Below are 14336 nucleotides of genomic sequence, written 5' to 3'. Positions count from 1 at the left end.
ATATTCTCTTGCTTTGTTTCACCACCGCATCTCAGCGGCGACTTGATTAATATAACATACATTCGGGATTTAAGTCAACACTTTTTTAAAATTAATTTTCAATTTCATTTCAGCGTTATTCTCAAAAAAAATTCCCGGGCTTTAAGGGCCGAGAATTAATGTATCATATAATCGAATTCCCCGTCAACTATATTTTAAAACAAAAGCACTTTTCACTTGCCCTTGCCAAAAAGCTCCGCATATTAAACAATCCTTGTTCCTTGATTAAACTCTATATACACTCACATAGCCTGTCCAAACAATATCATTTTCAATCCCAGTAAAACTGCAATTCCAGGCAATCCCAAAACCGTTACGGCCCCCATCGTCACCGGATTGATAGGGATATACACCTGCGTGATCCACCCCGAATAATTAATGACATACAGCGCAATTGCCACCAGAGCCATATGCGCCCCAAACACAGTAAGCCAGCCGATACCCAGACGTTTTTTGAGGATTAGAAATGACAGTACCACAACGCAAGCAATCAGAACAAGCCAGACAGCACCTCTCATTCGGCTCTCCGTTTATGAACACGGCCTGCGTCATTGGCATACCCCGGTTCATCTGCAGGCAGGTGGAAACGATGCAACCCTTGCTTTTTGGCACATTTTAAATGTATCTGATATTTACGCTCCGCAGCTTCCAGAACAAAAATGGCATAGTCGATTTCGTCCTCGCCTGTAGCTTCATGAAATAACCGATGCGCTCTTAGCCATTCCGCATGCGAAGCCCGAATCTGGGCAAACAACTCCTGACGATGCTCTGCTTCCGATTTGCCGTGCTCCTGTCGACGAAAATTTTGCTTCACCCGTTCCCACATCCATTCATCCTCCTCACAAGCTGAATTATGTGCACAGTCTGTAAGACTACCTTATTCATACTTATTTAACAGAGGACAAACTTAGAACAGGAACCATCTATACCAGTCATATCATCACAAAATAAAAAGGAGCCATAAAGGCTCCCAGATTGTCGAGAAAATCCATAAGATTTATCGGCACTAAAAATATCTATAACGTATAGTTGTACTTATTAGTTCAGCTCTCTACGGCCTTCCAGCGCTTTGGACAGCGTAACCTCATCGGCATACTCCAAATCCCCGCCTACCGGCAATCCGTGAGCAATACGAGTAACCTTGATTCCAAAAGGACGCACCAGCCTGGAAATGTACATGGCCGTCGCTTCTCCTTCAATGTTCGGATTCGTAGCCAATATCAGCTCTTTGATGCGTTCATCACTGAGCCTGTTCAATAATTCCTTGAGCTTGATATCCTCAGGGCCAATTCCCTCCATAGGAGAGATCGCCCCATGAAGCACATGATAAAAGCCGTTAAACTCCTTGGTGCGCTCCATAGCTACCAGATCCTTGGAATCCTGAACAACACAAATGACGGAAGCATCCCTCGTCTTATCCTGACAGATCCGACAAGGGTCCGTGTCCGTAATATTGCCACAGACGGAACAGAAGTGAAGATTGCGTTTCACATTGACCAGTGCTTTGGCAAAATCAATCACATCGTCTTCCTTCATTTTCAGAACGTGAAAAGCCAACCGGGCGGCCGTCTTAGGCCCCACCCCCGGCAGGCGCGTAAATGCATCAATCAGCTTTGCAATCGGCTCCGGATAATACAATAGTGTGCTTCTCCTTTATGCGCAGTCTAGAACAGGCCTGGAATTTTCATCCCGCCTGTAAATTTACCCATATCATCATTAGCCAGTTCATCTGCTTTGGACAAAGCATCGTTGACAGCAGTCAACACGAGATCTTGCAGCATTTCCACATCATCAGGATCTACAGCCTCCGGTTTGATTGTGATGGAAAGCACTTTTTTATGTCCGTTTACCTCTACAGTCACAACACCGCCGCCGGAAGTACCTTCAATTACTTTTCCGCCAAGCTCCTCCTGGGCTTTCAGCATTTGCTCCTGCATTTTTTTCACTTGCTTCATCATTTGGTTCATATTGTTCATTTCAATCATCTCCTTTAATGAAGTATACATCCAGACACTTTGATTTTAATCCTTTATAACTACCAGATCTTCCCCGAAAAGTTCAATAGCTTCATCAATCCAGGGCTCCTTGGACTTTCCCAGCGCGTCATGCTCCTGCTCCAGTTGGAATTCTTCGGCAGGCTGGTCGGGAACTCCTTCAATCGCAGCATTCCAATCCTTTTGCATCATCGTCACCAGACGATAGGGATGGCCCAACTGTTCGTGCAGAACCTTCTCAATGACCTGCTTGTTGGCAGGCTTTTCAGTAGTTTCACGGTGAATGTTGTTCTTAAACGCCACGAGCACGCTATCCTCTAATACAGACACTGGCTCGCCGTCCATAAACCATGCATGAACTGTGACTTTCGCTTCTTTGACTCCCTGCAAAATTTGGCTCCACTTACGCCCCGCTGCCGCAAATGCCTCTCCCGACTTCTCGGCGATATAGCGATCTAGCTGCGAAGGAAGCTTGACTGGCGCAGAAATCCGCGGAGCGGGAGCGCGCCCACCGGGAGCCTGACGGTTCCCCGACGATGCATCCTGCCCTGCCCCGGCAGCCAATCCTCCTTGCAACGCGCGTTCCAGCTTCTTCTCCAGCTCGGCAAGCTGACGCTTCAAAACAGCCACATCCTCCTGATTGGCAGTGGCAGCGCCGGAATGCTGCGAAGTCGACTGAGCAGTAGCTCCAGCTGCCCCAGGAATGCTGCACAGCTTCAATAGAGCCACCTCAAACAAGGTTTGCGGCTGAACGGCATACTTCATCTCGCTCTGATAGCGATTAAGCGTGTCGATCATGCTAAAAAGCTGCTCCTTGGTAAAAGCTTCTGCCACTTCCTTGAACTGCTCTGGCTCCAGCACGCGCTCTGTCATTTTAGTTGCCTGCGGTACCATCTTAATCATAAGCAGATCTCTGAAATAGTACAGCAGATTTTCCATGCATTTATCTGCACTTTTACCTTCTTGCATAAAGTTCTCAATCATTTGCAGTACTGTGCCGACATCTTCTTTCAGCAATGCCAAGGCAAGCTTGCCGAATTGTTCAGACGCAATACCTCCCGTCATATCCAGCACCTGCTGATAAGTAACCCGACTGTCTGTAAACGAAGATATTTGATCCAGAACGCTAAGTGCATCCCGCATTCCACCATCTGACAGACGCGCAATGTACTGTAATGCGTCCGCATCAGCCTCTATGTTCTCCTGTCGACATATGAGGTCAAGCCGCTCCGTCTGCTCCTCCAGCGATACCCGCCGAAAGTCAAAACGCTGACAACGCGAAATGATCGTCGCCGGAATCCGGTGCGGTTCTGTGGTAGCCAATATGAACATCACGTGTGGCGGCGGTTCTTCCAGCGTCTTAAGCAACGCATTGAACGCTTCCGTCGTCAGCATGTGCACTTCATCAATGATATAAACCTTGTGCCGTACTTCCGTCGGCGCATATTTGACTTTATCGCGCAAATCACGAATCTCTTCAACGCCCCGGTTGGAGGCTGCATCAATCTCCTGTACATCCATGACCGCTCCGGCCGTGATCCGTTTACAGGCTTCGCATTCGTTGCAAGGTTCCGGCGCCGGTCCATGCTCACAGTTAATTGCCTTGGCCAAAATTTTGGCCGCACTCGTCTTACCCGTTCCTCGCGGACCGCTGAACAGGTAGGCATGGGACGTTCGATTTTCGCGGATGGCATTCTGCAATGTCTGGATAATATGCTGTTGTCCTACCATGTCCTTGAACGACTGAGGCCGCCAAGCACGGTACAACGCTATATGTTCCAATGCGCGTTACCCTCTTTCCCATTCACTTTCATGAACATTAATGTTCACTTCATTATACTATACTCCCGTCCGAATCTAAACCGGACACCTTTCAATTTAAGAGCAAAAGAAAACCGCCTTATGAAAAGCGGTCAAACTAATCCTTTTTAAGTGGATAATAAATGATTTAAAATAATTTTTTGGTCAGAATTATTTCCAACGGCTCATTTTCGAGTAATAAACACCCTGCGTCCCGATATCCTAATTTTCTATAGAAGTGCTGAGCCTTTTCATTTGCCAGAGTAGATGTCATAACCAATTTGAAGCCCTTTTGCTTCATTTGATCTTCCCAAAAGAGGACAACTTGCTTACCTACACCCTTGTCTCGATATTGTTCATCGACCCAAATCATATTCAGGAAAGGTGTGTTGTCCCAAAAGTATCCATACCTCATCCATCCGATATTACTTTCATCTTGGTTCCGCAGTATGTATATTTCATTTCCCTTTATTTTCACCTGTATTAAACTCTCTGAAATATGATGGTCACAGTCTCGTATGTATCCATAGTCTGAATCAGTTGCAAAAACAATTCTCATCTTTATTCCCCCTTTATGTCACATTAACAACTAATCCATCATTTGTAAATCTCCACGCCAGTTAGTTCAGGAGGAAAAACATGAATGTAATTAAACATCGCCAAACGCAAAAAAACATCTTCGCAATGACTGCCAAGATGTTCTAATTCTCTAAATATAAACCGTGCACCTGTTATTGATCGTTGTGATCCGAGCGGCAATCCTGAACAGCAACTCGGGCTAGGCTACCCTCCGGCACAAGAGTGCTCTTGCTTATGGCTGCTTCCTTCCGGACCTGACCAGGTTCACAAGTACTCATTGCGGAGGACCCAACCGTCAACATTGTGCGCAGGGACCAGCCTCACATCAACAACACCTCTAACAGGAATTCAACCTCGCTATAGCGGATTGCGAGTTACAGGGCACCGCTGCCTCCCCATCTAGCACGGTGAAAATAAGTATATCTCAAGGCAGCACAAAAAGCAAACATCCACAACAAAAAGAGCCCTCTGCAATAGCAGAAGGCTCTAATAACTTTATAACCTGCGGTAATCGATTAGATACCGTATTTCTTCTTGAAACGATCCACACGGCCGCCAACATCAAGGAATTTCTGCTTCCCTGTGAAGAATGGGTGGCAAGCGGAGCAAATCTCCACGCGCAGAGAACCTTTCACAGAACCGGTTTCGAACGTATTTCCGCAAGCACAAGTGACATTAGTTACGTTAAATTTCGGTTGAATAGCTTGTTGCATTGAACTTTCACCTCTTTCCGCCCTGAGCGTCCTATCGGCCCAGAGTTATATGAACACACGTTCACATTATAGCACCTGAATATGAGCGTTTCAACAACTCTTTTGTGTATCCAAAAATGGCGTAAAACAGGTGTAGTTCAACTTGATATTGACTATTTTAGGTCTTGGCAAATTTGGGACGCGCCAGCCCTTGAGGCGGTACGTGGGTGTAAGACCCGATAACGACATCAGGCAGTTCCTCCCGGTAAATCTCAAGCATTTGCTTCATGCCAAGAAGCTCTCCCTGGGCAGGTGGAATCAGCTCCAGATAGCTTTCAGGATCAATATTCAGGTTGCGCATCTGAATAAGCTTGAGCTTGGTGCGTTTGGCAAACTCAATCATCGCTTCGATTTCTTCCTCGCGGTCTGTCACGCCCGGAAAAATCAAATAGTTAATCGACGTATATACTCCCTGCTCAGAAGCATAACGAAGTGATTTTTCCACATTGGCTAACGTGTAACCACGCGGCTTGTAATACGCATTGTAATGGTCGTCCAGCGCGCTAATCGTGCTGACCCGCATCAGATCAAGTCCAGCATCTACGATTCCCCGGATATGATCGTTCAAGCCTGCATTCGTATTAATATTGATGTATCCCATATCTGTAACGGAACGGACCTCTTTGATCGAATCTATAATCAACTTGGCCTGAGTAGAAGGCTCACCTTCACACCCTTGGCCAAAACTAATGATGGACTCCGGTGTTTTCAAATGCTCCAACATGACTTCCACAATCTCATCGACACGAGGGCGGAAGTTCATTCTCGTCTGAGGGGATACAAAACCACTGTCATCCGGCTGTTCCGATATGCAACCAAAGCATCCGGCATTACAAGAATAAGATACCGGAACTCCACCCTCCCAGCGATTCAGGAACGTGTTCGAGGAAGTAAGACACTCATAGCCTAATGCACAGTTGGACAAATGTTGGTACAGCCGATTTTCCGGGTACTGCTCTGTCATCCGCTGCACGCCCTGCTTTACCTCGTGGCGGTCACAGTTTTCCGGATTCCATTTGGACGGATTATCACTCCGCTCTGCCGTTACATAAAAAGCTCCATCTTTCCAGACCACGGCCGAATAGCCGAACAATGGGAGCTTATACTCCTTATCGGTCTTCACATACCCCGGCAGGCACAGGCGTGTAAAGCCTTGAGGTAACAAAGCCCCCACTGCCTGCATATCGCCTGGCAAGGAAACCATTTCCCCGGATTCAGGGTTCATACCGACCGGGCGTGTGTTGGGCAGACTTACCAGCGTAGCTCCTTCCGGTAGCGGAATAAGCTCATCTTCCATGATTTCAACAATCATGTCCGCACTGCGGGCAAGCCCATACAAAGAAGCATGATCATATACATTGCCTTTTTCGTCGGCATACACCAAATACATTGTGGAGCTCCTTTCGTTCCGTCAAGCGCACGCCTTAAACCAATCGAACCGTGACGGCTGCGTGCTTGAGGAACAGATAAATACCTATCATGGAAATGACGATTATCCATAGGCTGATCATTGTTATTCAGGGTAGCTATGTGGCTGGTTTTAGTTGGTTGAAGCCGGAACCGATGCTGCGGTGGAACGCGTGGTTCTCCGTTGCGGAGTGCTTGAAGTGCTTTGTGACCCGCCGGACGGTGCCGTTGTATCAAACGAGGCCAAAAACTCTGCATTATTGCTGCTGTTCCGCAATTTCTTTAGGAAGCCTTCCACAAAATCGTGGCTTTCCGTCATATTTTTACGAATGGCCCAAATGGTATCCAATTCTTCCTTGCCTAACAACATTTCCTCACGCCGGGTACCGGAGCGACGAATATCAATAGCCGGGAATATGCGGCGTTCCGCAAGCTTGCGGTCCAAATGAAGCTCCATATTGCCTGTACTTTTAAACTCTTCATAGATAATGTCATCCATCCGCGATCCTGTATCAATGAGCGCTGTGGCCAAAATGGTAAGACTTCCGCCCTCTTCCACATTCCGCGCCGCACCAAAAAAGCGTTTCGGACGGTGGAAGGCCCCTGGATCAATACCCCCACTAAGCGTACGACCGGATGCTGGAATAACCAAGTTGTAGGCACGTGCAAGACGAGTAATGCTATCCAGCAGAATAACCACGTCTTTTTTATGCTCTACGAGGCGAAGGGCACGCTCTAGAACCAATTCCACTACCTTGATATGGTTCTCAGGCAGTTCATCAAAAGTGGAAGCAACAACTTCACCTTTAACAGAACGCTGCATGTCCGTCACTTCTTCCGGACGTTCATCAATCAGCAAGACAAACAGCTCAATCTCGGGATTGTTGGTAGAAATGCTATTGGCAATTTCTTTGAGGAGAAGTGTTTTACCAGCTTTGGGAGGTGCCACAATGAGTCCACGCTGTCCAAGTCCGACAGGGGCCAATATATCCATTATTCTCGTAGACAAATTATTGGGGGTAGTTTCAAGGACTAATTTAGTTTGCGGATACAGTGGAGTCAGTGCAGGAAAGTGTAGCCGCTCAGCAGCTTGTTCAGGACTTCTTCCATTGACAGCGTTAACTTGAAGCAATCCAAAATATCGTTCATTCTCTTTCGGAGTCCGGCATTTACCGGATACTAGATCGCCTGTTCTCAAGTCAAACTTGCGGATTTGTGAAGCAGAGATGTAAATATCTTCGGTACTCGGGAGGTAATTGATCGGCCTCAGAAAGCCGTAACCTTCAGGAAGTATTTCCAGAACCCCCTGCATAAACATCAATCCGCTCTTCTCGGCTTGTGCACGCAGGATAGCAAAAATTAATTCTTTTTTCTTGAGCGTTCCGTAGTACGGGATCTGGTATTGCTTGGCCAGCTTGTACAGATCGGTCAGCTTCATTTCTTCCAGATCGGAAATTTGCAGATCCATATAATAACCACCTATTCAATTATTAAGTCCATTCAAAACTAAATGATAGACAATGATATCATAAACGCCATCAACATAATTTTAACCAAAACAAATAAAGTTATGCAGCCATCTGCTTGGATTATACCGAATTATTCCGGTATTCCGATAAAAGATTGTTAGGTATGGACCTATATCTTGTATCATGCAGCGGCTGCATAGAGCCTATCCATTCTATTGTTCATCCGTTCCGGGAGTCCCAAAATGTACGAAGTTGTTATTCTGTCTGCCGCCATACGTCCGCGCCCAAAAGACGCAGATTGGAGACGAGATGGTCATAACCACGGTCGATGTATTCGACACCTGACACCTCGGTTACGCCTTCACTTACTGTAAGTCCGGCAATGACAAGCGCTGCACCAGCACGCAGATCGGCCGCTTTGACTTTAGCCGCATTCAGCTTGCCACCCTCAATAATAGCCGAACGACCTTCCACGCGGATTTTAGCCCCCATTCGTACAAGTTCCGGGACGTGTTTAAAACGATTGCTATAAACAAAATCACTCAGCACACTAACCCCTTGCGCCTGAGTAAGCAAACTGGTCATAGGAGATTGCAAGTCCGTGGCGAATCCGGGGTAAACTAAGGCTTTAACATCAACGTGCTCATATGAAGATGAACCCAGAACACGAATACTTTCGTCATATTCCTCTATACCAATACCCATTTCCTGCATTTTTGCAGTCAGAGCCTCCATATGCTTGGGAATTACGTTGTCAATCAAAACATTACCACGAGTAGCCGCAGCAGCAATCATATATGTGCCCGCTTGTATGCGGTCAGGTATGATGGAGTGACGGCAGCCATGCAGCTCGGACACACCTTCAATCCGGATCGTTTCCGTTCCGGCCCCCTTAATAATGGCCCCCATGGAGTTTAACAGGGTTGCTACATCTATAATCTCAGGCTCTTTAGCCGCATTTTCGATAATTGTGGCGCCTTTGGCACGTGCGGCCGCCAGCATAATGTTAATCGTAGCTCCTACACTGCTGACATCCAAATAAATCTTGGTACCGCGCAGCTCTTTGGCATGCAAATGAATAGCACCGTGCTCGTTCGTAACCGTAGCACCCAGTGCTTCAAAACCTTTGATATGCTGATCAATGGGCCGAGGTTCAAAATTACACCCTCCTGGCAAACCGATGATCGCTTCCTTGAAGCGGCCTAGCATGGCTCCCATCATATAATAGGATGCTCGTAATTTCTTAACAGGTCCATTCGGCATGGGAATGGATTTAATGGAGGATGGATCTATTCTCATCTGGCTGCCTTCCCAGGCAACGGTTGCACCAAGTTCCTCCAGTATTTCGGAATACACCGCCACATCACTCAACAGCGGCAAATTGTCCAAAATGACTTCCGACTCTGCCAGAATGGCGGCGGGAATCAAGGCGATGGCACTGTTTTTGGCACCGCTGATGGAAACTGTACCTTGAAGCGGCCGTCCACCGGTGATCATCAATTTTTCCATAAGCTTGAGGGTCCCCCTACTTGTTTTGCAGTCGGTCAAATAATAAACTTTCAACTTTTTGGTGGTTAAAATGGAAAGACACCGGCTAAGCGGTGTGCTTTCCAAGTCAAACTATTCAACTGAACAGATTCAAATCTTCTGTGCAGAACTACAATTACAATCAAGAGATACATTGAACCATGCAGATGCACGGTACATCAACTTATTCTTACGCTTGGTTGTTGGAACCGAACTCACGGATTTTACCGATAACGGTTTGTTTAATCGCTTCACGACCTGGAGCGATAAATGTACGTGGGTCATAAGCATCCGGTTTCTCAGCAAGCACTTCACGAACCACTTTCGCGAACACGATTTGGTTCTCTGTGTTTACATTGATTTTGGAAGTTCCCAGCGAGATTGCTTTTTTGATATCATGCGTTGGGATACCAGTACCACCATGCAGAACGAGTGGAAGTTTGATTGCAGCGCAGATCTCTTCCATTTCTTTGAATCCGAGGTTTGGCTCGCCTTTGTAAGGTCCGTGAACGGAACCCAGTGCAGGAGCCAATGTGTCGATACCTGTTTCGTTAACGATACGCAGACAGTCGTCAAGCTTCGCGTACATTACGTCACCTACAACATCATCCTCTTGACCGCCAACCATTCCAACTTCAGCTTCAACGGAAACGCCTTTGGAATGTGCATATTCAACAACTTTTTTCGTTGTTGCAATGTTCGTGTCGATCGGGCTGTGGGAATCATCAATCATAACAGATGTGAAACCAGCATCGATAGCTTCTTTACATTTTTCAAAGCTGGAACCGTGATCCAAATGGATCGCAACCGGAACCGTAATTTTCATGTCATGAATAAGACCTTCTACCATTTTAACAACAGTGTAGAAACCGCCCATATGGCGTGCTGCACCTTCAGATACGCCCAGGATTACCGGGGATTTTTCTTCTTCAGCAGCGCCCAGAATAGCTTGAGTCCACTCCAGGTTATTAATGTTGTATTGACCTACCGCGTATTTTCCTTCAAGTGCTTTGTTCAACATGTCTGTCATAGATACCAATGGCATGGTTACAGTCCTCCTAAGGGTGTTTGGGTTTGTCTATATTTTAGCCGACATCACATACGGGCTTATTATACCACAACCCAAGTTAAATACTAAACAAGCTTTTGCACATCAACACATACGAAAATCACGCCCAGGACGCCGTTTTTTCATAGAATTGTATAAGGAGAGGATTTACTTTCAGTATTTCCCATAAACACAAACAAAAAACCCTGTTGTGTTAACAGAGTTTTCAACCAAAGTGACTCGCTTCGTCACTCCTGAGTTGCTTGTTTACGGCGATTCGCATTTCATCAATATCAAAGGGCTTGGTAAAGTGCATGAGTGCTCCCAGCTCCGTCGCCTCTTTAATCATGTCCAGTTCTCCATAAGCTGTCATCATAATAACCTTGATATCGGGATTCATGGTCTTTAGATGCTTCAAGATTTCAAGTCCGTCCATACCCGGAATTTTCATATCGAGCAGAACCAGATCAGGCGGTTCCTTTTCAACAATTTCAAGTGCAATTTTTCCGTTTGCTGCCTGAAAGGTCTCGTAACCCTCACTTCCGAACACTTCCATCAGCAAAATTCGTATTCCATTCTGGTCATCGACGATTAACACTTTTTTCTTTTCCAATGTTTTAACCTCCTAAGATCTTAAAACGAGGATCATGCAGCTATTGCCATAACAGCGTCCGATGACGTACAATATCCGTCCCATACCCTAAACTATATTCGCTCCTGCAAAAAGAAAATCCTTCTCATATACATAATTGTGGAATATTCTTTCATAATCAGGAAGCGTGGAATAAAAAAAGACCTCCCTGAGGAGGTCTTACAGGCCGCAGCATTAGCCTTGAAGCTGCAATGCCGCCTTAACAAATTCACGGAACAACGGCTGTGGACGGTTCGGACGGGAAGTGAATTCCGGATGGAATTGTACCGCCAGGAACCATGGGTGCTCAGGCAGTTCCACAATTTCCACCAAACGTCCGTCTGGTGAAGTACCGGAAATGCGAAGACCTGCTTTTTCAATAACTTCACGATATTCGTTATTGAATTCATACCGATGACGGTGTCTTTCATATACCAGTTCATCGTTGTAACAAGCCGAAGCCAGCGAGCCTTCCGTCAGCTTGCACGGATACAATCCGAGACGCATGGTGCCGCCCATTTCTTCGATGTCTTTTTGATCAGGCAGCAAGTCGATGACCGGGTAATCCGTAGCCGGATTGATCTCCGAGCTGTTGGCTCCATCCAGACCAGCCAGGGAACGGGCAATCTCAATGACAGATACCTGCATGCCAAGGCAAATACCAAAGAACGGGATTTTCTGTTCACGCGCATAACGAATGGTGCTGATCTTACCTTCAATTCCGCGATCGCCGAAGCCGCCCGGTACGAGAATACCGCCAATGCCGCCCAGCATGTCTGCTACGTTCTCGTCCGTTACTTCTTCTGCGTTCACCCAACGGATTTTCACATCCGCATTGGCGTCAAATCCGGCGTGCGAAAGGGATTCAACCACACTTAAATAAGCATCATGCAGTGCAACGTATTTACCAACAATGGCGATTTCAACCGTTTTATCCAGCTTTCTGATCCGTTCAACAAGCCCTTCCCACTCCGTCATATCCGGTGCAGGTGTTGTCAGCTTGAGGTGATTGACTACGATCTCGTCCAAGCCTTCTTCACGCAGGTTCAATGGAACCTCGTACAAAGTCGACGCATCGCGGCATTCTACTACTGCGTTAGCATCAATATCGCAGAACAGCGCGATTTTGGCCTTCATATCGGAGGAAAGTTCATGCTCTGTACGGCAAACAATGACATTCGGTTGAATGCCGATGCTGCGCAGTTCTTTTACACTGTGCTGAGTTGGTTTGGTTTTAACCTCACCAGCAGCTTTAATATAAGGAATGAGGGTTACGTGAATGTACATTACATTCTCGCGCCCAACCTCACTTTTGAGCTGACGGATCGCTTCCAAAAATGGCAAGCTCTCGATATCGCCCACGGTACCGCCGATTTCTGTGATAATTACGTCCGAACCCGCTTCACGGCCTGCACGATATACGCGCTCCTTGATTTCGTTCGTAATATGAGGAATAACCTGCACCGTACCGCCCAAATACTCTCCGCGACGCTCTTTACTGATTACGCTGGAGTATACCTTGCCTGTCGTGACATTGCTGTTCTTGGACAGATTAATATCAATAAAGCGCTCATAGTGTCCCAAGTCGAGATCCGTTTCCGCACCGTCATCCGTTACAAACACTTCACCGTGCTGGTAAGGGCTCATGGTCCCCGGATCGACATTAAGGTAAGGGTCAAATTTTTGAATCGTTACCTTCAGTCCCCTGTTCTTCAGAAGCCTTCCCAGTGAAGCTGCCGTAATCCCTTTGCCCAAGGAAGACACAACCCCGCCTGTCACAAAAATATACTTTGTCACTGTTTAAAACCCTCCTAAATAAAGTCCAAAATTCAGGCGACATTATGATGTTATCGTAACCCGTTTACACGGATTATCATCCATGAAGAAGGCAGCGGAATCATTTTCCATGCCCGCCGCCCTTAGCCCTCTTTCATGAGTGGAAACACCCTATAAAAAAACAAAAAAGCACTCCCGTAGTACGGGGCACTTTTATACAAAAAGCAAACATATAAGTGAATCAATCATAAGCCCAAGCAATAGTTTACCCCGTGTCCAATCCGCTGTCAAGGAAGTTATCTGTGTTAATTTGCCCATTGAACAAGATTGGAGGGAATCCACTTAAAAGCTTCAAATCAGAAGGAGTTTCAAGAAAATGGTCATGAAAAAGGGGAGAATACATCTCCCCTTACAGCCTGATCTTAACGAAGCGAATCATCGTCTTCTTCCGTCGACTCGTCGTCATTTTCATCTTCAGTGTCTTCCTCATCACTGAGGTCTTCATCGTCTATAACCACGTCTTCATCACTATCATCATCTTCGCCGTCGAACAGCTCTTCTTCGCCATCCTCGTCTTCACTGTCTGCATCGAAGTCGTCATCGGCGCTGTAAGTTTCTTCTTCCTCATGATAGTCCTCTTCGTCGTCATCGTCTTCGTCATTAATGATACGAGGACGTTTGGCGCCTGTCAGAGTATCTTCGGATTTATCCACTGGATACCAACGTTTCAAGCCCCACAGATTCGTACCGACACAGGCGAAACGCCCGTCAATGTTGATTTCAGTATATAGCTGAGCGATAACGTCATTAATGTCTTCGTCGGACATGCCGCGCAATTTGGCGACTTCATTCATCAGGTCACGGTAATAATATGGAGTATTGGCCGCTTTCAATACCATAAATGCCAAATCCACCATTGGAGTCTCGTGGACTTTCTCCGGGTCAATCTTCAAGTTGAGTGGGGTACTCACCTAGGGACACTTCCTCTCACACGTAATTCACAAGAACATGTTTCAGAGCATACACGATACATGCAATACTAACATATCCATTATCAAAACTAAGTAAAACCTATTTGGAAGCAAATTGCAAGTTAAACATGGGTATCCGTACAATTTGCAGTAGTATGCCTTGAACAAGGCGGCGCACGTTAAAAAGACGGGGTCCCCCCCGTCTTTCGACTGTACCCGCTCCGGGAGAAGTCCCCAAAGTTGTTGCACAAGAGCTTATGCCCTCCATGTATCGTATGTGTCCACGATCACTTTGACACGACAAGCAGGCCTATTTCAATAAAAAAGGGGCAGGTTTCCCATG

The 14336-nt window shown here is 46.4% G+C and carries 14 protein-coding genes and 1 other RNA gene; all 15 read right to left on the bottom strand.

Going from position 1 to position 14336, the window contains the following annotated elements; genetic code table 11:
• Positions 1 to 281 precede the first annotated feature (281 nt).
• Positions 282 to 557: a pro-sigmaK processing inhibitor BofA family protein gene (locus QD47_RS14955; RefSeq protein WP_044646885.1), complete on the bottom strand. Its 276-nt coding sequence runs from the start codon at positions 555 to 557 to the stop codon at positions 282 to 284.
• Positions 554 to 865, bottom strand: coding sequence for a DUF2508 family protein (locus QD47_RS14950; protein WP_044646884.1), 312 nt, complete (start codon positions 863 to 865; stop codon positions 554 to 556). Before QD47_RS14950 ends, QD47_RS14955 begins: the two co-directional genes overlap by 4 nt.
• A 212-nt stretch (positions 866 to 1077) precedes the next feature.
• Positions 1078 to 1677: a recombination mediator RecR gene (gene recR / locus QD47_RS14945; RefSeq protein WP_044646883.1), complete on the bottom strand. Its 600-nt coding sequence runs from the start codon at positions 1675 to 1677 to the stop codon at positions 1078 to 1080.
• A 26-nt stretch (positions 1678 to 1703) separates the two neighbouring features.
• The gene (locus tag QD47_RS14940; RefSeq protein WP_013308226.1) at positions 1704 to 2015 is read right to left on the bottom strand and encodes a YbaB/EbfC family nucleoid-associated protein; all 312 of its coding nucleotides are present in this window, start codon (positions 2013 to 2015) and stop codon (positions 1704 to 1706) included.
• Positions 2016 to 2060: 45 nt separating this feature from the next.
• A complete protein-coding gene (gene dnaX / locus QD47_RS14935) occupies positions 2061 to 3815 on the bottom strand; it encodes a DNA polymerase III subunit gamma/tau (RefSeq protein ID WP_044646882.1) in 1755 nt (584 codons plus the stop codon).
• 166 nt (positions 3816 to 3981) lie between these two features.
• Positions 3982 to 4392: a GNAT family N-acetyltransferase gene (locus QD47_RS14930; RefSeq protein ID WP_044646881.1), complete on the bottom strand. Its 411-nt coding sequence runs from the start codon at positions 4390 to 4392 to the stop codon at positions 3982 to 3984.
• A gap of 161 nt (positions 4393 to 4553) precedes the next feature.
• An RNA gene (ffs, locus tag QD47_RS30790) (signal recognition particle sRNA large type) lies at positions 4554 to 4820 on the bottom strand.
• A gap of 107 nt (positions 4821 to 4927) precedes the next feature.
• Positions 4928 to 5125: a 50S ribosomal protein L31 gene (gene rpmE, locus QD47_RS14925; protein WP_044646880.1), complete on the bottom strand. Its 198-nt coding sequence runs from the start codon at positions 5123 to 5125 to the stop codon at positions 4928 to 4930.
• A gap of 157 nt (positions 5126 to 5282) precedes the next feature.
• On the bottom strand, positions 5283 to 6554 hold the full coding sequence (locus tag QD47_RS14920) for a radical SAM protein (RefSeq protein WP_044646879.1): 1272 nt from the start codon (positions 6552 to 6554) through the stop codon (positions 5283 to 5285).
• Between the two features lie 150 nt (positions 6555 to 6704).
• Positions 6705 to 8039 (bottom strand): transcription termination factor Rho, encoded by a 1335-nt coding sequence (gene rho / locus QD47_RS14915; RefSeq protein ID WP_044646878.1) that lies wholly within the window; start codon positions 8037 to 8039, stop codon positions 6705 to 6707.
• A 256-nt stretch (positions 8040 to 8295) separates the two neighbouring features.
• Entirely contained in the window at positions 8296 to 9549 is a 1254-nt protein-coding gene (locus QD47_RS14910; RefSeq protein WP_044646877.1) for a UDP-N-acetylglucosamine 1-carboxyvinyltransferase, read from the bottom strand.
• A gap of 208 nt (positions 9550 to 9757) precedes the next feature.
• On the bottom strand, positions 9758 to 10612 hold the full coding sequence (gene fba, locus QD47_RS14905; protein ID WP_044646876.1) for a class II fructose-1,6-bisphosphate aldolase: 855 nt from the start codon (positions 10610 to 10612) through the stop codon (positions 9758 to 9760).
• Positions 10613 to 10841: 229 nt separating this feature from the next.
• Entirely contained in the window at positions 10842 to 11228 is a 387-nt protein-coding gene (locus QD47_RS14900; protein WP_044646875.1) for a response regulator, read from the bottom strand.
• A gap of 213 nt (positions 11229 to 11441) precedes the next feature.
• Positions 11442 to 13043, bottom strand: a complete 1602-nt coding sequence (locus tag QD47_RS14895; RefSeq protein ID WP_044646874.1) for a CTP synthase — start codon at positions 13041 to 13043, stop codon at positions 11442 to 11444.
• A gap of 401 nt (positions 13044 to 13444) precedes the next feature.
• Positions 13445 to 13993 carry a DNA-directed RNA polymerase subunit delta gene (gene rpoE, locus QD47_RS14890; protein ID WP_044646873.1) on the bottom strand — a complete coding sequence of 183 codons (549 nt, stop codon included), beginning with the start codon at positions 13991 to 13993 and terminating at the stop codon, positions 13445 to 13447.
• Positions 13994 to 14336 lie beyond the last annotated feature (343 nt).

Origin of the sequence: Paenibacillus terrae, from assembly GCF_000943545.1 — a bacterium.
Lineage (GTDB): Bacteria > Bacillota > Bacilli > Paenibacillales > Paenibacillaceae > Paenibacillus > Paenibacillus terrae_A.
The sequence above is the reverse complement of the archived record's forward strand: the minus strand, read 5'-3'. Positions and strand labels throughout refer to the sequence as shown.